The sequence below is a fragment of the Candidatus Latescibacter sp. genome (assembly GCA_030692375.1).
Classification (GTDB): Bacteria; Latescibacterota; Latescibacteria; order Latescibacterales; family Latescibacteraceae; genus JAUYCD01.
This window is the reverse complement of record JAUYCD010000237.1, coordinates 1-23,374: the sequence shown is the minus strand read 5'-3', so window position 1 is coordinate 23,374 and position 23,374 is coordinate 1. Positions and strand designations below refer to the sequence as shown.

The following is a 23,374-nucleotide window of genomic DNA, read 5'->3' as shown; positions in this document are numbered from 1 at the left end:
GGAAGCGACTGTGGGGCAATGACTTCCCTTGCCCCCTTCAGGGGGAAAGGGATAGAGGGATAGGGGGCTGTAGTTAACAACTTGCCATCTTTTTTACATATAAAACGACTTTTGCAATTGGCTCCGATGAGAAAGATTTATTAGGTATTATGGATGTAAAGTTAGAACAAAAATTTTTTTATGGTTGTAACCTGATGTCAGTCAAGGATTGACTATGAAACCGGCGCCATGTATATTATGACCTTTCCGTTAGACCTCGAATGAAAACAATTCTGAACTTTTCACCTATAAGGGAATATGACCTCCAAAGACCGCTTTTACCGCACTTTGCACTATCAACCGGTTGACCATGTCCCGGATATCGAGTTCGGCTACTGGGAAGAGATCCAGTCGCTCTGGGAGGAACAGGGACTCCCAAAAGGTCTCACCAGTAAACGCGCTCTTGAATATTACTTTGGAAACCCCGGCAGTAACCATCACCTGGCCATTTTCGGCGGCCGCGCTCTCGATATGTACTTTGGTCTGGAGCAGCGTACCCGCCTGACTGTGGATTTTCGGATGCGCCCGGTGTTTGAAAAGGAAAACCTGTATGTACGGAACGGTTACCAGTATTTCTATGATGTTGATCGGGTGCTCTCCCGTATCCCCGATGACGGGCTCACCACCATGCCGGAGCACCTCGAATACTCCCTCAAAAACCGCCGCGACTGGGAAACCATTTTTAAACCCCGCCTGAATCCGGATAAACCGGGCCGTGTCCCGGAGAATCTGTCCGAGATAACCGACCGGCTCCTTGCGCATGACGAATTCCCTTATATCTATGCCGGTTCCTTATTCGGCCACTTACGGAACTTCGTGGGGTTTGAACAAATCTGTTATATGATCTACGATGATCCCGAACTGGTGGATGAGATGATCCAGCACATGGCCGACCTCTCCTGCTCGGTACTGGAACGGGCGCTCCCCCTTATCAGAGGGAAAATCTTCCATGCACATTACTGGGAGGACATTTGTTTCAACAACGGCCCCATGATCTCGCCTGCCTGGTTCCGCGAGCACCTGGTTCCCCGCTACAAACAGATCAATACCCTGCTTCATGCCTACGGTGTTGATGTGATCAGCGTGGACTGCGACGGCTGGATCGGGCCCCTGGTGGAAGACTGGCTGGAAGCCGGTGTGAACGGTATGTTTCCTTCTGAGGTGCGGGCCGGCTCCGACCCGGTTAAGTTCCGTAAACAGTACGGCCGCGATCTCCTCCTCATGGGCGGAGTTGACAAGACAAAAATCGCGATGGGCGGCGATGCCCTGGTTTGCGAGCTGGAGCGGCTGGCGCCAGTAGTCCGGGAAGGCGGATTCATCCCCTTCTGCGATCATTATATCCCGGCGGATGTCACGCTCGACAAGTTCCGGTTCTACCTGCAGAAAAAACGGGAAATTTTCGGTATACCTCTCAGGGAGGAAAAGGAAAGGGATTTCCCGGACGAGATATGAAAAGCAAGGATTAAGAATCGCATTCACCCTGCTACGCTTCCCGGCACAATTTGATAGCCACATCTTCGCCGAATTTTTTTACCGTTTCGACAAACGATATCCATCCTTCGAGGGATTTCCCGATTTTTTTGGGAGGTACCTGATAATAGCCTCCCCCATTTCTTTCGGCGAAAGACTCATGAAAATACATACCTTACATGACGACATAATTAATTGAGTTTCTTATCAAAATAGATGCCTAAACAAGTTCGGCATGACACGTGTACTTCGACAAGCTCAGTGCTCGGTCAGCGGACTCTGAGCTTGTCGAAGAGTCTGCTATACATGGTAATCCTGTAATCCTGCGAAAGGGGGAACCCCGTCATGGTTCAGACGATATTTTTCAATACGTATATATTCCCTTTCCTGTTTTCCTGCCCAGCCATCCGGCGCGGACCATTCGGCGCATGAGCTGGCTCTCACGGTATTTCGGGTCCTGAAACTCGTAATGAAAATAATTGATGATGTTATGGAGAACATCCCAGCCGATCAGGTCTCCCAACTCAAGCGGGCCCATGGGATGATTGAGCCCCAGCCGTATGGCCTTGTCGATATCCTCGGGAGTCGCAACGCCCTCATCCACCAGGGAGGCTGCCTCGTTGATGAATGTATCGAGGAGTCTGCTCACAATGAATCCAGGCGAGTCCCTTGCTATCACCGTCTCCTTTTCGATGGTGCGGGCGAATTCGAGGGACCGTTCGAGGGTATCGTCGGAGGTTTTTACCCCGCGAATGATCTCGAGGAGCTTCATGAGCGGCACCGGATTGAAAAAGTGCAGCCCGATAACCTTTTCCGGGTATTTTGCCGCCGATGCGATTTCGGTAATGCTCAGGCTGGATGTATTCGTCGCGGCGATTGCATCCTTCGGGCAGTAGAGGTAAAACCCGTTGAACAGCTTCTTCTTGAGGGTCATCTCCTCAAATACGCATTCGATGATGAGATGGACATCCTTGAGCGCTTCCATCGATTCGGAAATGCTGATCCGTTTGATGATAGCATCGCGCTGTTCATTACTGATCTCTTTTTTCTCGACCTTCCGGGAGAGAAAGTGAGAGACAACACTCAATCCTTTTTTAAGTATCTCACGGTTCACATCGATCCAGACGATATCATAGCCATAGGTTGCACAGGTCTGGGTGATACCCTGGCCCATCGTACCCGCGCCAATCACAGCGATCTTTTTTTTATCCATGAACGAAATCCCCCATCTTTCCCGGCCCGAAGAGCACCCGGTCCATTATTTTTAAGTTATTCGAAATATCCGGTTTGAAAGCCATAAGGTCAAGGATGTCCCGTTTTATATCGATTCCGGGCGCCGTTTCGCAGAGCTCGATTCTTCCGCCTGTCAGCCTGAATACCGCCCGTTCCGTGATGTACAGCACTTCCTGGTTGCCCTGAGATGATATCCTCCCCGAGAAGGAAATCTGGTCTACCTTTTTCACAAACTTGTGATGCTCTCCTTCGCGGCGAATCGTTATACCGCCGGAGTGTACTTCCACTTCGAGACCCTTAGCGGTGAAACTTCCCATGAAAACCGCTTTCTTCGCATTCTGGGAAATGTTCACGAAACCGCCGACTCCGGCCACTTTGCCGGGTACTTTACTCGAATTCACATTGCCCTCACGGTCGATCTGGAGGAATCCCAGAAAGGTTACATCCAGTCCGCCGCCGTCGTAGAAGTCGAATTGTTCATGGTGCCCGGTAATGGCCTCCACGTTCACATTCATGCCGAAGTCAAAGTTTTCGAGGGGAATTCCGCCGATTGTTCCCGATTCCACAGTCAGGGCGAACCGCGACTCGGCGCCTTCCTCGCCTGCTATGGCGCCCACCCCGGCGGGCATGCCGATGCCGAGGTTTATGACCGAATCGTCCGCAATCTCCATAAACGCCCGCCGCGCTATAACCTTTCTGATAGTGAGGGGAAGCGGTTTCATCCGGTGGGTCGGGATTTTCAGTTCGCCGGATGTGCCAGGGTTGTACTGTTCTCCGTAGCTCTGCATGTGGTGCTCCGGCCGTGCAACCACCAGCATGTCCACCAATATTCCCGGTACCTGCACGTTCCAGGGATTGAACGTCCCCGCCTTAGCCACATGCTCGACCTGGGCGATCACCACTCCACCGCGGTTGTGAACAGCCTGCGCCAGGGGGAGCATCTCCGTTTTTACTCCCTCGCGCTCGCAGGTGATGTTTCCGCGTTCGTCGCCGGTGGAGCCGCGGATAAGAGCTATATCGATGGGAACGGTTTTATAGAAAAGCCATTCCTTTCCCTCGATGGTCATCACACTCACCAGGTCTTCAGTAGTTATATCGTTGAGCCTGCCGCCCTCGATGCGGGGGTCGATGAACGTTCCCAGGCCGACATGGGTGAGTACTCCGGGACGTTTTGCCGCGGCCGCGCGGATCATGTGGGTGATAGTGCCCTGGGGAAAGTTGTATGCCTCGATCTTGTTACCGAAAATGAGCGGATGGAGGCTGGGAGATGATTCAAAATGGCCCCCGATGATGCGCCGGAGAAATCCCTCGTGCCGGAAATGATTTGTCCCCCGGCCACCGTAATCGCCCTGTCCGGCGGCATGCAGAAGCGTGACCCCCCGTGGGTGACCTTCACGGAGAAATCTTTCCTCAAGGGCCCCCAAAAGCTCTTCCGGCCCGCACATCCCCCCGAACGCGGCGGTGGCGATGGTCATCCCGTCTTTCACAGCGGTTATTGCTTCGGCAGCGGAACAGAGTTTTACCGCCATCTGTTTCTAAGCTCCTCTTTTAAAAAGTCCGGCGATACCCTGGCCTCCTCCGATACAGAGAGAGGAGATACCGTATCGGGCATTTCTCCGTTTCATCTCGTGAAGGAGGGTAACCGTGATCCTGGCGCCGGTTGCCCCAATCGGGTGCCCCAGGGAGATACCACTGCCGTATATGTTCACATTTTTCGCCCGGTCAAGCCCCAGCTCACGGAGTACGGCTATCACCTGGGAGGCGAACGCCTCATTGATCTCGAAGAGGTCGATATCGGATAGAGCAAGCTTCTGACCGGCGAGGAGCTTCCGGATTGCGTCCACCGGGCCCATGCCCATGTAATCGGGGTCCACCCCCACTCCGGCGAAATCTTCCACAGACGCAAGGATTTCTGCGCCTATAGCGCGCGCTTTCGATTCCTCGGCAAGGAGGAGAAACGCCGCAGCATCATTGAGGGAGCTGGCGTTCCCCGCGGTTACCGTTCCATTCTCCTTGAACGTCGGTTTGAGCTTTGAGAGCTTTTCAACCGTAGTATCGGCGCGAAAGCTTTCGTCACAATCGAAAATGACCGGCTCGCCTTTTTTCTGGGGAACCTGTATGGGTACCAGCTCATTGGCGAATACACCCGCCATTTCCGCCCAGGCCGCCTTCATATGGCTCTCGTAGGCATACATGTCCTGGTCTTCGCGGCTCACATGATAGCGTTCCGCAATATTCTCGGCGGTAAGCCCCATACCGGCAAGCACACACGAGGAAAGCATGTCGACAAGAGGTTTGTCCCAGTAGCGGAGTCCTTCCCAGCGGGCGCTGTTCAAGAGAAACGGTGCACGGCTCATGACTTCCACACCGCCTGCAATCACGATGTCCGCTTTCCCAAGCCTGATCTCGTCGACGCCAAGCTCGATGGCTTTAAGACCCGAACCGCAATTGATATTTACTGTAAAAGGGGCTGCATCCGTCCGCATACCGCATTTGAGGGAAATCCACCGCGCCACATTTCCTCCGGGGTCGGTCTGGATGATTTCACCGACTACAAGGTTGTCCACCATTTCGGGGCTGACGGGTGAATTCCCCAGAAGGCTGGTGATGACCTGTGTGGCAAGATCCACTGCGGGAATATCCTTTAGGCTGCCGCCGAAACGTCCGACCGGAGAACGTTTGGCCCCGATTACGACACACCTGCGCATATTTCTAACCTTTCTTCTGTATATTTCAGGACAAGACAGCTCAATGCGGCGGGGGGATTCAAAACTGATAGGTATAATCGAATTTAAGCATGGCTGCGTTTTGTTCCGCCCGGTAATCGTACTGCTCGTTCACGATATTGTTGTAGACAAGGTAGATATCGCTTCCCACTTTCGGAATATAATGGATGCGGAAATTCGTGGTTACAAGGCGGCTCGCGTTGTTGTATTGAATAAAAACGGATGATGAGAGCCGAGTGTTGATATCGACCCCTATATGGCTGCCGTACTCGCGGGTGGTAAAGCGGCTCTCTCCGATGGAGATGTCGTTGTAAGTCACATCGGCGGAGAGAGAATAATATTTCGTCCGTTTGAAGGAGAGCGAGCTGCTGAGATAAGTCCTCGTGCCGTTATAGTGGTCCCCCAGGTTGGCGTTAAAATCCAGCGCCACCGGCCGGGTGCGGCTCCCGGTGTATGCAATCTCCGAGTACCACCATTTATAGACACCTTTGGGAACCACTGTTCCTTTGTATGAAGGATCCTTATTGGAAGGATCTTTGAAGATTACCCAACCGTCGGGTTTGTCAATAAAATCATACTTATTCCAGATTTTGAAATCGAGGTTATCGCCGGATTTGAATTGGATTCCAAGGGGACGGATTTCATCGTTTCGGGTCTGGAGGGTGCCGTCCATGCCGGTGGTGTAGTTGATGTCGAACGGTTTGAAGACCAGCTTCTTGATGTGTGGAATGTTGGGCCGTGGAGTAATCTGAAGCTGCCAGATATAATTCTTGATCCCCACCCGGCTGGCGAAACCGATGCCGGGATTAAAATTTTTATCGAGCGCGTGATAGAGACCGTACCAGTTGATAAGGTCGTTGGGATAATAGAAATAGACTCGCCCGGCAAGGTTGTCATGTTTAACCCCGTCGTTCGCTGAGCCGGTAAGATAGCCCTGGATTTCGAAATTTTTGTTCCCCAGGAACTTGTCGGTCTTATAGCCGAAATCCATTCCGAGCACCTGATTGTCGTGATGTTTCATATCGAGGACGCTGGTGGCGATAAAACCGATGTAGGACTGGACTAGTATATCCCTTCTCACCCGCACCACGGTATAGTTTGTGGAGGGGAAATTTCCCTGTTCCTGGGTTTGTACGTTGAGGAGGCCCAGGCGGTATCCCCCCTGTTTCTGGGTGAGCTTGGCGCCGCCAAGGATGGGGATGGCCTCACGAGTGACCGGGTCGATGCCGATTTTCCGGGAGTAGAAAAGCTTCGTCCCTCCCTGGGTGAAATCGAATGTTTCCAGCCCCTCGAGGAAAAAATCCCGCTTCTCCGGGTACTGGATGGGGAACCGGGTCAGGTTGATGACATCCTTATCGCTTTCGATCTGGGCGAAATCTGTCTTCGTGGTCAGGACCAGGGTGGTGTTGGAAGAGACGCCGTACTTGACATCGAGACCATATTTGAATATGTCATCAACCTTTGTCAGACGCTGTTTTTGTTCGCCTGCGAGCACATAGGGTATTGCATCGAGCTGCCTTCCCCGCGTTACCCTACCCGGAATTACAATGGTTCCCGCGCTCGCCAGATGTGTTACCCCTTCCTCGCGCCGCCAGCCACGCCATTCCAACTCCTCGTGTTTCCGTGCGATAACCCGTACGAAGTTTATTCCCCAATCCTGCATTTCGGTGGTAGGGAACCGCAGGGTCTTGAACGGAATCGCCATTTCGAACGACCATCCGAAATCGGTAATTCTCGAAGCCACCTCCCAGATACCGTCCCACTGGTAGTTCACAGACTGGTCGGAGAGTAAAGTGCCGTCATCGCGCGCTCCGTTTGCATTCACCGCGAATGCGAAAGCCTGTCGTTTGTCATGGTAGGTATCGATTACCACCGCGAACTTATCATCGCTCGAAGAGTTGGTGTCCCATTTTAATTCCTTGTGGATGATCCTGTCCGGCTCGCTGTCAAAACATTTGACCCCGACATAGAATGTGCCGGAATCATGGATGATACGCACTTCGGTCCGCTCCGTAGGCGCAGCGCCCTCTGTAAGCTCACGCTGGGTGAAGTCGGCAATGACCTGGGCGCGTTCCCATGCTTTTTCCGAAAGGGAGCCGTCGAGATGGACGGGAGTGTCTACGGCAGCGGAGGTGATCTGGGCGGAAGCATCTGCGGTAAGAGAAGACATCAGAAAAATTGCGTATAAAACAGGTCTGGTAAATGAATTCACGGGTTGATTTCTCTCTTCTGGGCTGAATTGATGATTGATAAGATTTACGGATAGACTATGATGCAAAGAATGCAAAATTACAATAATAACGGGGAATGTCCAAACAAATAGTGAGGGTACGCACCTAAAAAGTCAAAAGCCGCATTTCTGCGGCTTCTGCATCAAGGCCTGCTTCGCGCGAACTCAGGTCAAAGAAGCGCTCGGTCAAGTTCGCGGCATAAAGCAGCACATGGTAAGCCTGGCATTCAAAACACGCGCCGGTAACGTTCACTGTGTCTTCCGCGTTTTGTATGAATGGTTTGCCCGATGGACCTTCAATAAAATGCTTGCCATTCCGTTCGACCACAATGAGTTCCATCTGACGAACTCCTGCCAATCGCGAAGTGCTTCGGCCGTTTGCGTAAAATGGTTATTGCATTTCCGAAAAAATATAGTTATCTAATGTCCTTAAAGCAAATCTTCGTTGTTATGAAGGAGGTGAACGATATGTCCAAATCACAAGATGCCAAAAAAAACAAAAAGACAGCGCCCCAGAAAACAGTAAAAGAGAAAAAACTGGCAAAGCAGGAAAAAAAGAAAAAATGATTTGCTTTAGCGAAGATGTCCGTTGTTGTTTCAGGCCTGGTGGGTTCTCTTACGATGTGAATTGACAATATGAGTGACAATAATAATTATAATGTCTATTTATTCTTATAAATATAGGCGTTTTCATTCTTCTCATTTCACCGTTGGGACAGTTGTGCAGTAATTTCTTTATCGTCGCGACACTAGCCGGTATCCAAATTTAATTCCATATTGTCGAGATGGATGGGAGTGCCGATGGCGGAGGAGGTGATCTAGGCGGAGGATGGAACTGCGGCTAAAAAAAGGGGAAATTATCTCATCTCTTTCAGAATATCATTTATAACTCGTTTTAGTACTGGCAGGAATCTTTCAATAACTTCCCAAACACGGACAATATTTATTCCCAAATAATCATGTACAAGCATATTTCTAAATCCTGCAAGGCCTTTCCAGTCAATTTCCGGATGATTGGATTTGAGTTCTGCAGAAATGCGCTGGGTTGATTCCGAGAGAATATGCAGGTTTCGCAGAACCGCATCCTGGGTTTTGGTGTCAGATGCAAAGAAATCTTTGCCGTCAATCGTGTAAGCCTCAATGCGGTCGATACATTCTTGTATATGAATAAGATAAAGTTTATCATCCTTCATACTTCCACTGCCTCCCCCATCACCTTATCCCGAATGTACCAATGAATTCCTTCCGGCTCAACAATATCTACCTTTCGGCCAAGAAGATTTTCAAGATCTTCTTGAAGAGCTACAATATCAAAAAGGCTTCGTCCAGGTTCGAATTCAATAATGAAATCAATATCGCTCTCCGGCCCGGCTTCACCCCGTATAGCGGAACCGAATACACGAACATTGTGAGCGCCGTGGAGGGCGGCTATCCGGAGAATTTTATTGCGCTTAGTTTTCAGAATTCGTTGAATATCCATTATTTCCCTATTGCGTTTTATCGTTCGAAAACATGTTTAATATTAGATGATATGATAAGGTGTTTCATTCTCCGAAACAACAAAAAAACCTTTGAGTTGCAGGGATGAATTTTATTATCCTTACTTTCACTTCAACCTCTTCTGCAACTCCAGCATGTTGTATTTTTGCATTACCCTTTTTACATCCTCAAGGTTTATGGCCTCCGCTTTTCTGCCCTGAAATCCGGTGACCGTGATGGCCATGAAGAGCGAATTGTACACTGCCTCCTGAACCGCTTCCTCCACCGCGTTGAAAAACTGATTCATGTCGTCGTTTGCGATGAACGGGGGCGCTTCCACCGCCTTCCCGTTGGTGTTGTGGGGAATTCGGTAGGCGGTGGAAAAGGCGATGGTATAATCACCGGATGAATTGGCCATGAAATTTGTGGTGCGCGCCATGCCGTTGAAAGCGCGTTTGGCGAGGCGTTTCAGATTACGGTCGGAAAGCGGGGCGTCGGTGGCCACTACAATCATGCACGAGCCATCGGTCTTGGATTTGACGCCGGGCTGGTTTATTTCACGGGTGAACGGAATGCCGTTGATGGAAAGCAATCCCCCGAAATTGGATTGCAGGAGAACGCCGACCGTATAGCTGGTTCCCTCTTTCCTGGGCACAAGCCGCGAGGAAGTGCCGATTCCCCCTTTCCAGGAAAAGGCCGTAGTTCCGGTTCCCGCGCCGACAGTTCCTTCCGGAACTGGGCCGGATGCGGCGGATTTGAGGGCCTCCAGCACATCGCCTTCGGTGACATGGAATCCCCGAATATCATTCAGGGCGCCATCATTGGTTTCCCCCACCACAGCATTTACCGACCGGACACTTTCGTTTCCCGGCTGATCGAGGGTATATTTCACCAGCGCGGTCATAGCGGTTCCCACGCTCAGGGTGTTGGTCAGAACGATGGGTGTTTCGATATTCCCCAGCTCTTCCACCTGGGTATATCCCGCCAGCTTCCCGAAGGCGTTGTAGCAATGGATCCCTGCGGGCACTTTCTCCTGAAAGATGTTGCCGGGATGAGGTACAACGGCGGTCACACCGGTACGCACATTGTCGCCGCGAATGATGGTTGTGTGCCCCACGCGCACTCCGGGAACATCGGTTATGGCATTGACCGCGCCGGGCTTCATCAGGCCGACTTCAATTCCGATCTCCCGCGCCCTGGCGCGTTTTGTCATATCCTGTGCTGAAACAAATTGATTCATAATGATCACCATAAAAAAGAAAATGAATGTTATTTTCATAGGCTCTTCTCCGAATTAGTTGGTAAATTTTGCAGTGCAAAATGAGATAACTCTTTGAGTGGCAGCCCCCTAAATCCCCCAAAGGGGGACTTTGCATCGTTGGGGATAAAAAAAGTTTTGTTACGTACATAATCTAAGCAGACCTCAATCTGTCAAGCCTCAGTCGAAGGCTGACTTGCTTGGGCTTGACAGCAACTAACAACATATTTCAATTCAGGGTTGGATTAAGATCATTTCCTCAATGCAACCCCTATAAGTAATTTCCTTTACCAACTCTTTTGGAGAAGAACCATTTTTAGTAACTTATCTTTTCAAATTCCCGCTGGCGAAGATCAACATAGCGCAGGGTAATCGCCGAAGGTTTCCCTTTTACCCCAAGCTTGTTCACCGGTCGCACACGAAGAGTGTTTTCTCCAGACACGAGAAACCAGGTGTATTTCTCGCCGGACTTTTTCCAGCCGGATTCATCGCAATCAACCTCGAAGTGGCTGATATTGGGTGTATAGGTTTCAAAGTGCAGGTATACCATTTCGTTGCCGAATGCCGTGGTGGCATGAACGTGGACCGTGTTCAGGTCAGGGTACATATCCCGGGGACGGTCGGTGTGCCAGGAATAGTGCCGCATCGGCGGGGTCTTCTCGTCGTACCAGTTAATATAGCCGTCCCAGGGCCACCAGGTCATCCCGTGAGTGAGCGGCATGGGAGTGGGCTTTTCATAATAGTTGTTGCGCGGGAGGGTACGGAGAAACAGCGGCTGGTTCGCATTGGAATTGGCGCCCTGCACCGGCTCGTGGTGGGTGAGAGACCCCCTCATGGTTGGGAGTTTTTCGGGATCGAATTTTTGGAGGTTGTTGTAGTTCATCCAGTTGATCGGCCCTTTCGGAGGGAAAGTCTCAAGATAGGTGAAATGGTTTTCGAGAATGTTCTGCGGAATCAGGGTGTCGTTGAGGTAGATGTACTGATTGACATGGCTCGCATCCATATACACCCACTTGCGGAAGTCATCGCTCCATACTTCGCACACCTCGTGGCCCGGAATGGTGATGAGCCTCGTCTGCCATCCGAAGCTGAGCAGGAGGCCCATAAGGAGATTGTTATACTGGATACACATGCCGCCGGTTCCCTCACGGTCCACCCGTTCGAGAACGCTTTTTGCGGTCCATTCCGGGTAATCTATCCGTGGATGAAGATAATTGAACCGCATGGTGGCGTAGTGCAGAATCTTGACCTGGGCCTGGAACTCTGTTTTGCAGCCCGCCACAACTTCGTCAAGGCATTCTCGTTCTCGCACTTCTTTCAACTCCGGCCGGTTCGAGGGCTCCCACTCCCAGTTGATCGAAGAATACTGTATCGGAAGGTTATCCACAGAGACAACCTTGAGGTTTTCCGGAACTCCAAGAAACTCGGTAAGCTTCGCCTCGATATTGATGCTCTTTATTATCGGGCTTTTTAACGGATTTGTGGTAGACATGACCGCTTTTATCTGTATATAACGGTTCTGGATGTTTTCACCTAAGATTTCAATTTTTGGGTTCGGACCCTGAGCCGCCAATTCATAGGGTCCCCATTTTTCAGAATACGGGCTCGGATCCACCCCTTTGCGCAGGTAATATTCCACAGAGGTGCCTTCAGGAACTTCCGACTGAAGAGTTATCTCGACCGTGTGTTTTTTTTGCTGCATCCTGGTCAGCGTCCGGTTGGGAACGATGAACCCGTCCGACTCAATCCTCCAGAGATCGATGACAGGTGTCGCCAGCCACCCGGTTTTCACAAAGCGGTCGAGGCTCAGGCGGATCGAATACTCGGCGCGTGTCTGTCCGAGGGGGCCGAATGGGCTTTCCTTCCAGGTTTCACCGCCGTCTGTGGATTTAAACGAAGTTTTCCCAACATCGGCCGGGTCGCCGCCGCCGTGCTCGAATTCATCGGCTCTTGCCAGAAAAAGCTCCGCGCATTCGGTTTCCGATTTGGCTTCCGGGCAGAAAAATTCAAATATATTTTTCCCCTTCTTCAGCGAGTTTACCGGAAACTCCACCCAGCGATACTGGGCGATGGGCCTCCCCGTGTCGAAGACAGTAATCGGTCCGCCGTTTACCGTAAATTTTAACGGGAATTTCCCTACTCCGCCAGCAGATCCGGACGTGCTTTCCGCATCATGATGGCTGAAAACGATCACAAAAGCCTTATTGGTGCGGGGATCATCGAGGTTCAGAATTTTACGGGCGCGGTTCTTTCCGAAGACAGGGTCCCAGAAGATGCCTTTCTCGCTCGAACCGGACCCCGGCGCATCATTTTGAATGAGATCCATGTTGAACAACGTCACATTCCCGTCACGGTCTTTCATCACTTTGTTGGTGAAACCGGTATCATACACCTCTTTTGCAGTTTTGCTCCATTTCATGGCAACCAGCCCCGTAGTTGCCAGTGACTCGGATGAAAAAACAAAAAGGAGCACTAAAAGATTGCCTAAGCATTTTCGCAACATTCTTTTCCCTTTCCACATGAGAGTTTTGGGGGTTCTGGTTATCCACTGAAATTGTAAATAATCTACTGGTTTTATCCTTTCCAAACATTATCTTTCACACAATTCAAAAAGATATTTTTCAACCTGAATAAAACAAGAATTATGAAAAGGAGAAAAATGATTTCCAGAAAAGTCATTTTTACCGCAGCCGCTTTGCTGCGGGGCGTGTATGATGAACTCGAATCAATCGGTATCGTCGGCTGGGACGGCTATTTTCATACCCGTTTTTGGATAGACCCGAAAGAGGACCTTATCGGCGTCTTCATGATTCAGAGCGACGAGAGCACGAAGATCAAGACACTGTTCCGTGTGCTCGTGTATCAGGCGATTGCAGACTGAAAATTGTCTGAACCATGATTTGCTTGATTACAGGATTAACTTGATTTAATCCATGAAGACAGAAATAATTCTGGATGTTTTGAGTATTTAGATCCTGAAACGAGTTCAGGATGACACGTGTCATGCCGAACTTGTTTCGGCATCTATTTTTAAAAAAAATCAAGATAATCCCAAAATCAAGCGAATCAAGGACATTCACACATGTATTAATCGGACACCATCATGATTTCCTCTTTCTCGAACCGTATCCCGGAAGGCCGGGTCCTCTCTATCGACGCCCTCCGGGGATTCGACATGTTCTGGATCATCGGGCTGGGAAGCCTCTTCACCCGTATTTTCACCTGGATGGACACCCCGCTCTCCCAGGCGCTCAACCGTCAGCTCGAGCATTCCACCTGGAACGGGTTTACCTTCGAGGACCTGATTTTTCCACTTTTCCTGTTCATCGTCGGGCTGACCATCCCGTTTTCGCTGACCAAACGCCTGGCCCGCGGGGAATCGCGCCGCACACTTTACGGCCACATCCTCAAGCGCTTCTTACTTTTGTTCTTCCTGGGGCTTATCTATAACGGGCTGCTCAATTTCAATTTCCCCGAAATGCGCTGGGCCGGGGTTCTGCAGCGCATCTCCCTCTGCTATCTGGCGGCGGCGCTCATTGTGATGAACGGAGGGGTGAAAACCCAGGCTGTCTGGGCCTGCGCCCTCCTACTTCTCTATTGGGCGGCGATGATTTTTATTCCCGTACCCGGATACAGCGCCGGGGTGCTCACCCCGGAAGGCAATCTGGCAGCCTGGTTCGATCGTCTGTTCCTTCCCGGGCGGTTCTGCTGCTATACCTTCGGAGATAACGAAGGCCTCCTGAGCACCATCCCGGCAGTCTCGACCGCGCTCATCGGAGTGCTCGCGGGACACTGGCTCCGCTCGTCCAACTCCCAGAAGACCAAAGTACTTCGCCTCCTTGGCGCAGGAGTCGCGAGCCTCGTAGCCGCCCTGTTCTGGAACATCCTCTTCCCCATCAACAAGCTCCTCTGGACCAGTTCCTATGTGCTCTTTGCCGCCGGGTGGAGTATTCTTCTCCTCGCCCTCTTCTACTGGCTCATCGACATGAAAGGCTATGTGAAATGGGCGTTCCCGCTCGTGGTAGTCGGCCTGAACCCCATCACCATCTATGTGGCGCAGGGATTGTTCGATTTCGGGATCATCGCCCGAATCTTCATCCATGGCTTCGTCAACTACCTGGATGCGTTCAAACCCATGTTCACGGCGTTTTGCGTGCTGGGAGTCAAATGGCTGTTTCTGTGGTTTTTGTATAAGAGGAGGATATTTTTGAAAGTATAAGAATTGTCTGAACCACTGATGCAAATGATGGAGTGATGGAAAAACAGTCTGAACCACTGATGCGAATGATGCGAATGATAAAAAGATGATGGGAAAATGGCCTGTCAAGCGAATGTGCCGGGTGTAAACGATGATAACGGTAATTGAAGATTCATGAATCATCGGCAGGATCATTGCTGAAGGTCATCCACGACTTCCTGAAAGCTGATAACCATCTCGTCAACATTTCCTGATTTGTACACTTCTTTTATTAATGCAATTGCATCTTTCGCGCCAAGGTCTACCAGGTAATAGATTAAAAATCCATTCAAAGACGGATCGTTCTTCCGATACAACTTTAATTGATCCACAAGTATCCGTGCAGATTTCTCTTTCACTTCAGGATGTTTCAGACCAATACTTCTAATGCAATCCGCCGCGCATTTTCGAGGAAAGACATTTCTGGCATCGTACCGCAAATACACGGCAAGAGCCGGGAGCGCCGGCGCACCTATCATTGCAAAAACTTTCGGCATATCATCATTTGACCAGTCATCATCTTCCAACTCATGAAACAGATTGATGAGGGGATTGATGGCCTCGACCGCCTGTAACTGCCCGAGGGCGCGCCAGGCATGCAACGGGGCCCATACTTCCATATCTTTGTATTCTGTTTTCATAGTAAAATTTCACAATAATTCTTTGAACTCGTCAGGGATCAGTCCGGTAGGCCCGGTACATGGACGCTGTACCCTTCTTCCGAGAATTGGAGAACGATTTTGTCATGATTTAACTCCTTTTCCCACTGCACTTATTTAAACTAATTTATTACCGATATGATTGTTTGTCAAGCACAATTCGTCTTTTGTACTATCTCATTTAGTCCCCCATTCCCCCTTGACTCCCCTGCCCCACCGCAGTATCTTTACCGAAAAGATGATCCCCGGTGTTCTCGAAGAAACGGCTTTTACCCCATTCATCCTTTCATCCTGACCATCCGCGGTTCAGATTATCATTGTGTCTTTACGAACGATAATCTTTTGTTACAAATCAGGGAGACAACCATGAAAAAAGAGTTTTTCCCGACAATTCCCTTCATGTTCTGCCTGTTCCTGCTTCTCATGGGCATACCCGCCCTCTCCCCCGCGCAGAAAGCCTCTCAAAGTGAGGATGTGATTCATACCCCCTACACTCTGAGTAACGGCCTGGAAAGCCGCTCGATCTCTTTCGAAAATCCCACCGGCGCCCGTGGCCAGGGCGGAAAAGAGGCGAGCCCCAGGATGACTGGAACTGCGCGGCTTTCTGGTACGAGCCGGTTCCCGATAAACCCCTCTCCTGCCCGATGTGCAGGCGAGAACCGCAAATATATGGAAGGAATGATTTCGGAATGAACGTGTCACCCTGAACTTGTTTCAGGGTCTAAGTGAAGTAACAATCACTTTTCAATTCATGAACATAATAAAAAGCCGTAAAATATTTTAAACTAAATACTCTTCCGTTTCGTTAAATTACTATAGATTCTTGTGATTTTTATCACTGTGTTGTTTATTGATTTCCATTTATTATATTACTGAGGTCGTGCAAGAATGGAACAACTTCGATTGTAAATGGCTGAGAAAAACATTTTTTAATGGAGGTAATGAACATGCGTAAGCTCTTGGTAATCATCCCCTTCTTCATGCTCCTCTGCGGGGCGCAGGCTTTTGCCGCAGACGAGCCTGTCTTGTTCCCGCTCGATATGGGCCGGATCTGGTCATACGACGACGCAAGCGCCGATAGGATCGTTTCTCTTGTGAAGGTTGAGAACACCTCCACGGTTCTCCAAGCTTATGTTTTTGAGAACTATAATTTCTCAAGACGTGTCTTTTACCGTGACGGCAATAAAATTTACGAATGGAAAGAAGGCTACCGCCGCCTGTGGTATGATTTCGGCGCTACTGCCAAAGCAACATGGAAAATGACCTGGGAAGCTGTCGCAGTAAAACCTGTTGCTGCCGGTACAGATACCAGGCCCCCTATGCCGGCTGAAATGAAGGATATCAACGATGGCGCCGTAATGACGCTTGTCGAAAAAGACGTGGTGATGAAAGTCCCTTACGGTGAATTCAATGGATGTGTCCATTTCAACATCACCCGTCCTGGGTTCGCGGACGCTGCCTATGTGGACGAATGGTTTGCTCCCGGAGTGGGCTGTATCCAGCGTACTCGGGACACCATCGCCGGGGCTCGCACAAATCAACTGGTCAAGATTTATGTGCCGGAGCCACCGTCGCCGTTGCGCATGGAGGTTTCGCTTGACAAAGAAACATATAAAGCCGGAGAAGACATCAAAATTACCGTCTCGGTGAAAAACGGGAGCGACAAGCCTGTCACCCAGAAATTCACCAGTGGACTTCAGATGGATTACTTCATCGACGGCTCTTATGTTTATTCCAAAAACCATGCTTCCACTACCGTTTTAACTGATGTCACTATTCCCGCAGGTGAATTCAAACAATGGCCATTCACCCATACCGCTAAAGATTTTGCTGTCCCGCCGGGAAAACATATCGTTACCGCTTACATGGTTGGGACAAAGGTTACAGCCAGCCGCGGTTTTATAGTCAACTATAACCTTACTGCCCTCCCCGCCGGAGTGATTCTCGCGGTAAAGACCGACAAGGAGAGCTACTCCATGGGCGAGCCGATTCTGTTCACCCTGACAGCTACCAATAAAACAACCGCAGAGGTAACCCTGGCCATCAACGTGATGACGGTGAAATATGCCATAAATGATATGGTATTTTCCCAGGACAACATAGAAATCATGGCTCCGGTGAAGGAATTGAAAATCGGTGCGGGCCAGTCGGTCACCTTCGACATGAAACATACCGCTGACATCCGCACTCTATCACCGGGATCATACACTTTGTACGCCGGTCTCCGGGGCTATGACGGTATGGCTTCCGCCAAATTCACGGTTACCAGTCAGTACTCTCTCGGAATCGTATCGGGAATTGTATACGGTTATACTCCCGAACAATCGGCATCCCCCGTCGCTTTTGTCCCGCTGCAGGGTGCGGTGATCAAACTTACGGCTGTTATGCCCAAGAGTTACGATGCACAGCTATCCTCCCTCCCTACGACGGACAAGACAGAGTTTTCCGCCACCAGCGATGAAAAGGGCTTGTTCACGATCACTGGTGTGCCTGTGGGAGTGTTTTATACGGTTACTGTCGTAAAGGATAAGTATTACACGTACAACGAAACCATCAGAACCTTGACGAAAGAAACCCAGTTGAAGCCCGTCCTGAAACCGGTGCAGATTATTACCGAAAAGGATTTCAACTACAAAATTCACAATCTCCTAGGGCTCTCCATTTACATCGGGACCGACCAGACAGTGTACAAGCCTGACTCACAGGTAAGGGCAACATTCAGGGTTACGAATACTCTCAAGGATGCAGTTACATTCACATTCGCGAACGATAATTACGTTGACTGGTACCTGGAACTTCAGAACGAACAACCAATCAAAATTCTTCCTGTCGTCCAGTCCGAAGGAGGGTCCGTAGGAGGAACTAAAAAAGCTCTTGATGTCGTCCCGGCGCCGCTTCCTATAACATTGCAGGCCGGAGAGTCCAGGTCATTCGTCCGGCAGGTCGTTCTTAAAGGGCAGGTAAAGGAGACCGGCGGGAAATATTCTATCCGCGCTTCCCTCCGCTACGCGACATGTTCCGTAACGGGCCTGAAACCGGGTGATGTAAGCGATTATATTACCGTTCTGGTGGTTGCGTCTCCAGTTGTCAGTCAAAGGATCGATGCGAACGGCCATTCGAATGAAATGGTGATCGACATGAAATCAACCCAGCAGGCCAGTGTCAACATCGTAACCAGGAATACCGATGTTTCCGGACAGATACTGGTCACAGAGATCATGGATAATCTCCATAAACCGCTCGATAACAAACGCTTCGTCAAGATGGTGGAGGTGGACGCTGACGCCGATATCCGTGACAACATGGAAAATGCGACCATCCGGATATATTTCAAACCCGAGGATTTGTCAAGCCCTGCAGCGGTGGAAAAACTGGTCATCGCGCACTGGGATGACAAGGCTGACAACCCCAAGTGGGAAATTCTGGAAAGCCGGGTGGATACGGTTAACAACTTCGTGGTGGCCACCACTTCGAGCTTCAGCAGCTTTGGTCTTTTTGAGAGCGCTGTGCCGACTGCGGTTGGAGAGGCCGAAGTCCCGCTGGTTTTCAAACTGGAGCAGAATGTTCCGAATCCGTTCAACCCCTCAACTACTATCCAGTTCCAGCTCCCTGCCGCGGGGCATGTACAACTGAGTGTTTATAACATGGTTGGGCAGGAAGTGGTTCGTCTGGTTGACGGCGCCCTGCCCGCCGGTGTGCACCGGGTGGTATTTAACGGAAGCCGTTTCGGATCGGGCATTTACTTCTATCGTGTTACCGGAAACGGAATCAGTGCAACCCGGAAGATGCTCCTCATCAAGTAATTTCCGATTTCTCCTTACGTTTTGCAATGATGAAAAGGCCTGTTGCTCGAAAGAGCACAGGCTTTTTATTACCCTCACCAGAAACATCTTGACATCTTATTCCCTAATGATTTGTATATACTCCCTATAACCCAATACGGTTCACTTTAACGAAAAAGTACAAGATTTTTAAACCACGAACCACACGAAAGGCACAAAAAATGATTTTATCAAAAAGCAAATTTCGTGTTTTTCGTGATTTTCGTGGTTAAATGAACTGTATTGCCCTATAACCGGTGAATTATCTCATAAGAAAAGGGGATTTTTCTTATGCAATCATCGCAGGTTGTCACTCATCTCGCCCGCAGGGTGCTGGTCAGTTTTCTCCTGACATTCATCATTGCCCGGGTCAAGGAGGTTATTGGCAGCGTGCCAGTCTGGACGCTATCATCGTCATTTCGGCCGCATTCGGGCTGATCGCCTTTGCCCCGGCTTTGAAACGATTTCGCCCCCGGCACTGGATTTCAGCCGTATTAATCGCACTGGCAGTAATCGTTTCCTTCCTGCTCCTTACAGAGTCATTCCATTATGCCGGGAAAATTGCCGGGCCGAAACTTCATCAGCTTGAGTTATATGGACCGTGATGAGAGGGGAATTTGCTGCAATACCCGGACAAACAGCGCGGCCTTTCAGGCGCTCAAGAAGGCGTCCCCCTCCCCCACCCTATTCGTTGGTGGTAAATGTAAGCCGTATTATCTCATTCATCTCTATCCAGTGTTTTATATTTTCTTCACAGCATATATGGCAATCCCTGAAACCAACCACGAAAGTGCTGTGCCTGCTCTGTACCTGACAGCGGGCGCAGTCTTTCAGCGTCTTGTATGACCCCACCGGAATTTCGTTCCAGGGCCGTGCTTTTTCAATCGGAAGTTTTATTCCGGAATTTTCCACCGCTTCACGGAGTTCTTCTGCCGGGACGCCTATCAAATCCGCAATGTCATGATAGTCGATATGCTTGATATTTTCGACTACAAAAGTACGGCCAACCGAACCATACTTTTTGAGAGGGTCTTCTTTGGCGCCGGGTTCTTCGCCTTTGCCGCCTTTTGACCTCTGCAAACGTCGAACTTTGTCCGATACCGATTTAACCGTCACTTCAAACCTGTCAGCCAGTTCCTCACGTGACATGCTCTCAAAATGATCCAGAAGAAAATCCTCCTCATCGTGAGTCCATCGTTTCGGCATGAAATCTCTCCTTTTATTGAAAAGTTTTGGTATTAATTGGCAAGTATCTGTTTTACCAGTTGATTAATTTCATTCAATTCTTCTTTAAGAAACAATCGTACCTTTGACCGCGCGGCGCCGATGTTGGTTCCCGTAATATTTTGCTGTTCCTTCTGCCATACCTGCACCTTTTTACGGCACTTCTCCCCCAATTCCACCAGTTTCCGATGCGCCGAATCTTCCGGGGCAAATTGCGGTATGGGAAGATCGAAGACTTTTTTATGAATATCTCTTGGACCCCATAAACCTCTGCTTTGCATCGGTTTAATGAGCTTATCAATTTCAGGAGAATTGAGAAAAGCGGCAAGAAAGTCCGCCACAAAAATATTTTCTGTCTCATGATAATAAGTCTTACAGTCGGTTATGAAGTTATTTATTAGAATAACTTGACCATCTATTTCAAATTCTATAGATTTATTTTCTACTATCGCCGCAGTTAAATATGTGCCTGATGTGTTGTAAAGTATCCGCATAGGAATATTCGGACTTTGTTTTGTAATCCCGCGATATCTGTCCAACCTTTCGTATATGTTCATGTTATCTGCTTTTAGTCCTCTTATTTGCTTCCATTCCTTTTCCGCATTTTCCAGCCATCGCGCAAGACTCAAATACCCTCTGTTCCTGGCAGTACCTTCATCCAGCAAAGTAAATTGATCAGATTCAGCAACCACCGGAAGCACGACCAGCCGTTTTCCGAGGCAGCCGAAGGGGATGAGATCGGTAGATAGCAATGTATAGAATAAGAATTGACATTCTATCATATCCTTAAAATATACATTTTTATAGTCTTTTTTCGCTTCCTTTATAGCTCTGTCTGCGGTTTCCACCAGAGGAAGGATCGGGTTGACCCCTAACGGTGATTCATGAACCTTCACAAACCAGAATGACCGAGGAACAAGAGTAGCCCCCTGGCTGAATTTATCTTGATAATAACTCTTCGTGTCATTCTGTAACCCTTTATCCTCGGCCCAATATGAACGTTTCCCTCGCACATGAAGATGAAATTCCGTCTGCATACCGGTCAACTGTTTCTCTGCATCTTCAAGCGAGGAGTTTTTTCTTTCCAGCCTGCCGGTGAGTATCTCGCCGGGAATTAATTTTATCTCTCCCCCAGTCTTTTTCTTTTCGGCAAACAACACACAGGAAGGCACATTGAAAAGGGGCAGCACCTTCTCGCAATCCCATACTTCACTCCACAAAAGATTCTCGCCCTGAGATTCTTTCAGCTTGTATGTCCCCCGCCTAATACTGTCATGCTGGTCAGCGTAAAAAATGCTTTTAGGAAGCACAAATGCAATCCTGCCGCCGCTTTTCAGGTACAAATCCGCTGCCCGCAAAAGAAAGAGCACAGCTATTTCCAAGTGTGTAATCAACTCTGCCTTGCTCTTAAGCAGTTGATACTCTTTAACGATGTGATTTTTAAGAAAAGACTGGTATTCAGGATCAACATACCGGTAGGAAATCCAAGGAGGATTTCCCAATATCCAATCGAATTTCTGTTTGAAAAAAAGTGGTTTGTAGATGTTTTTCAGGATAAAAGCCCAGATGGTGTCGCGGTTTTCCTCGATGAAGTATTTTAACGCATCCGCAATGCCAAAAACAGATTTTATAATCTGTTCATTTTCGGCAAGAAGGTAATTTTGTGACCTGAGAAACGTGGTGAATTGGGCGGCGTCTATCTTTTTCCCTTTCATTGATACGGCAAAATCTTTTGCCAATTCCACTGCAGAGTCAAAAAGCTGGGGGTCATGGAGAAGAGTATCCGGTACATAAAATCCCCTTCCATTTACCGAAATAAAATAATCGGCCTTCCCATCCTGCGCCCATCGTTCCGGCAGACGGATGGTATCAGCAAGATATACTGGTATGAAAATCCTTCCTCTCCGCTTTTTTATCAGGTCTCCCAATGCTAGGATATAATTGGTTTTCGCTACAATCACCGCTAAAGGATGAATATCCGCCCCATACACAGATGATAGAATATGATCAAGCGTAGACGATACATCCCCGAGGCGATCACGCTTTTCCTTAATGGTCAGGTACAGGAACGTCCCGGAACCGCAGGAGGGATCGAACACCGATGCGGAGGGGTTTTCATCAAGTATCTTCCTCACCATGCGGTGCGCCAGCCAGTCCGGGGTATAGAACTCCCCCAGGTCATGACGGGTCTCTGGATCGACAAGCTCCTGGTAAAGCGATTTCAGCACATCCTCGGATAGCTCCCGCAAGTTATAGTTCTGGAGAAGACTGAAAAGTTTGCGCACGATGCCGACAGTGATTTTTTCAGCCTGCGGTCTTGACGGCCAGGAAAAAAAATCCTCCTCGATGAAATTCTCGATTCCCTGTGATTTGAACAACCGGCCGGAAAGCAGGTTCATGATGCCTTCTTTTTCGGGTGCGGTTTTACTGTCTGTTATCCGCATCCAGGCCATGAGTTTGGCGACTGTCGCCAGGTAGGTATGACGTATAAAAAGAGCATCCTCTCCGATATCGCTGCCGTAGACGATGCGGAGATAGCTTCCCCAGCTTTCATAGACCACCGCAAACGAGCTTTCGGATTTAACCGTATTCCAGAGGCTTAGTAAGTCATGGGAAGCTGCCTGGAAGGCGTGGCTTTTCAGTCCAAAATCTTTTACTATTGATTCGCCGGTTGGATGCAGTATCTCTTTACGTAAGAAATACCGATCCAGCCAGTAAAAAATTTCCTCCGCATTCAGCTTCTTCCAGTCGCATTCTTCCAATACCACCAGAGTGATATCATCCGACGATATACCCTGTGCTTCCGGATTGGCCGGCAGCGGCGTGTAGGCAACGAATCTGACGCCATCGGCGGTGATACAGATATAGGGTGTGCGCTTAAACGGCGGTTCTTTCGACCACAGGATGGCGGTATACCGTTTGAGCTGCTCCTCCGCCTCGCTCCGGTTTTTGGGAAGAGCGTGTTCAAATTCAATGAGTATATTGCCGAAAAGATTGT

Annotated in this window: 18 protein-coding genes; 6 read left to right on the top strand and 12 right to left on the bottom strand. The window is 49.4% G+C overall.

Going from position 1 to position 23,374, the window contains the following annotated elements:
- Positions 1-297: 297 nt before the first annotated feature.
- A complete protein-coding gene (locus Q8O92_14470) occupies positions 298-1,491 on the top strand; it encodes a uroporphyrinogen decarboxylase family protein (GenBank protein ID MDP2984520.1) in 1,194 nt (397 codons plus the stop codon).
- A 382-nt stretch (positions 1,492-1,873) separates the two neighbouring features.
- On the opposite strand, the gene Q8O92_14465 is transcribed toward Q8O92_14470, so the two are convergent.
- The 9 genes from Q8O92_14465 to Q8O92_14425 all read right to left on the bottom strand — a co-directional run bounded on the left by Q8O92_14465 (position 1,874) and on the right by Q8O92_14425 (position 12,854).
- On the bottom strand, positions 1,874-2,722 hold the full coding sequence (locus Q8O92_14465) for a 3-hydroxyacyl-CoA dehydrogenase NAD-binding domain-containing protein (GenBank protein MDP2984519.1): 849 nt from the start codon (positions 2,720-2,722) through the stop codon (positions 1,874-1,876).
- Positions 2,715-4,271, bottom strand: coding sequence for a CoA-transferase (locus Q8O92_14460; GenBank protein MDP2984518.1), 1,557 nt, complete (start codon positions 4,269-4,271; stop codon positions 2,715-2,717). Before Q8O92_14460 ends, Q8O92_14465 begins: the two co-directional genes overlap by 8 nt.
- Positions 4,272-4,277: 6 nt before the next feature.
- A complete protein-coding gene (locus tag Q8O92_14455; protein ID MDP2984517.1) occupies positions 4,278-5,450 on the bottom strand; it encodes a thiolase family protein in 1,173 nt (390 codons plus the stop codon).
- 58 nt (positions 5,451-5,508) lie between these two features.
- Positions 5,509-7,638, bottom strand: a complete 2,130-nt coding sequence (locus tag Q8O92_14450) for a DUF5916 domain-containing protein (protein MDP2984516.1) — start codon at positions 7,636-7,638, stop codon at positions 5,509-5,511.
- A gap of 166 nt (positions 7,639-7,804) precedes the next feature.
- Entirely contained in the window at positions 7,805-8,038 is a 234-nt protein-coding gene (locus Q8O92_14445; protein MDP2984515.1) for a DUF4180 domain-containing protein, read from the bottom strand.
- 517 nt (positions 8,039-8,555) lie between these two features.
- Positions 8,556-8,891, bottom strand: a complete 336-nt coding sequence (locus Q8O92_14440) for a DUF86 domain-containing protein (protein ID MDP2984514.1) — start codon at positions 8,889-8,891, stop codon at positions 8,556-8,558.
- Complete coding sequence (locus Q8O92_14435; GenBank protein ID MDP2984513.1) at positions 8,888-9,178, bottom strand: nucleotidyltransferase family protein; 291 nt, start codon at positions 9,176-9,178, stop codon at positions 8,888-8,890. The genes Q8O92_14440 and Q8O92_14435 overlap by 4 nt, the downstream gene beginning before the upstream one ends.
- A gap of 126 nt (positions 9,179-9,304) precedes the next feature.
- Positions 9,305-10,456 carry a P1 family peptidase gene (locus Q8O92_14430; protein ID MDP2984512.1) on the bottom strand — a complete coding sequence of 384 codons (1,152 nt, stop codon included), beginning with the start codon at positions 10,454-10,456 and terminating at the stop codon, positions 9,305-9,307.
- A gap of 295 nt (positions 10,457-10,751) precedes the next feature.
- Positions 10,752-12,854, bottom strand: a complete 2,103-nt coding sequence (locus tag Q8O92_14425) for a transglutaminase-like domain-containing protein (GenBank protein MDP2984511.1) — start codon at positions 12,852-12,854, stop codon at positions 10,752-10,754.
- 240 nt (positions 12,855-13,094) lie between these two features.
- Between Q8O92_14425 and Q8O92_14420 the strand changes: the two genes are divergently transcribed.
- Entirely contained in the window at positions 13,095-13,316 is a 222-nt protein-coding gene (locus Q8O92_14420; GenBank protein MDP2984510.1) for a hypothetical protein, read from the top strand.
- Between the two features lie 222 nt (positions 13,317-13,538).
- Complete coding sequence (locus Q8O92_14415; protein MDP2984509.1) at positions 13,539-14,654, top strand: DUF5009 domain-containing protein; 1,116 nt, start codon at positions 13,539-13,541, stop codon at positions 14,652-14,654.
- Between the two features lie 170 nt (positions 14,655-14,824).
- Here the strand turns inward: Q8O92_14415 and Q8O92_14410 are convergent, their stop codons facing one another.
- The gene (locus Q8O92_14410; protein ID MDP2984508.1) at positions 14,825-15,313 is read right to left on the bottom strand and encodes a hypothetical protein; all 489 of its coding nucleotides are present in this window, start codon (positions 15,311-15,313) and stop codon (positions 14,825-14,827) included.
- A 384-nt stretch (positions 15,314-15,697) separates the two neighbouring features.
- On the opposite strand from Q8O92_14410, the gene Q8O92_14405 reads away from it, so the two are divergent.
- The 3 genes from Q8O92_14405 (at position 15,698) to Q8O92_14395 (ending at position 19,590) form a co-directional block, all read left to right on the top strand.
- Positions 15,698-16,024: a hypothetical protein gene (locus Q8O92_14405; protein ID MDP2984507.1), complete on the top strand. Its 327-nt coding sequence runs from the start codon at positions 15,698-15,700 to the stop codon at positions 16,022-16,024.
- A 254-nt stretch (positions 16,025-16,278) separates the two neighbouring features.
- Positions 16,279-19,134 (top strand): BsuPI-related putative proteinase inhibitor, encoded by a 2,856-nt coding sequence (locus tag Q8O92_14400; GenBank protein MDP2984506.1) that lies wholly within the window; start codon positions 16,279-16,281, stop codon positions 19,132-19,134.
- Between the two features lie 309 nt (positions 19,135-19,443).
- The gene (locus tag Q8O92_14395; protein MDP2984505.1) at positions 19,444-19,590 is read left to right on the top strand and encodes a hypothetical protein; all 147 of its coding nucleotides are present in this window, start codon (positions 19,444-19,446) and stop codon (positions 19,588-19,590) included.
- Between the two features lie 246 nt (positions 19,591-19,836).
- Here the strand turns inward: Q8O92_14395 and Q8O92_14390 are convergent, their stop codons facing one another.
- Positions 19,837-20,358: a hypothetical protein gene (locus Q8O92_14390; GenBank protein ID MDP2984504.1), complete on the bottom strand. Its 522-nt coding sequence runs from the start codon at positions 20,356-20,358 to the stop codon at positions 19,837-19,839.
- 32 nt (positions 20,359-20,390) lie between these two features.
- Positions 20,391-23,374: N-6 DNA methylase (locus Q8O92_14385; protein ID MDP2984503.1), on the bottom strand; the 2,984-nt coding region annotated here is incomplete at its 5' end.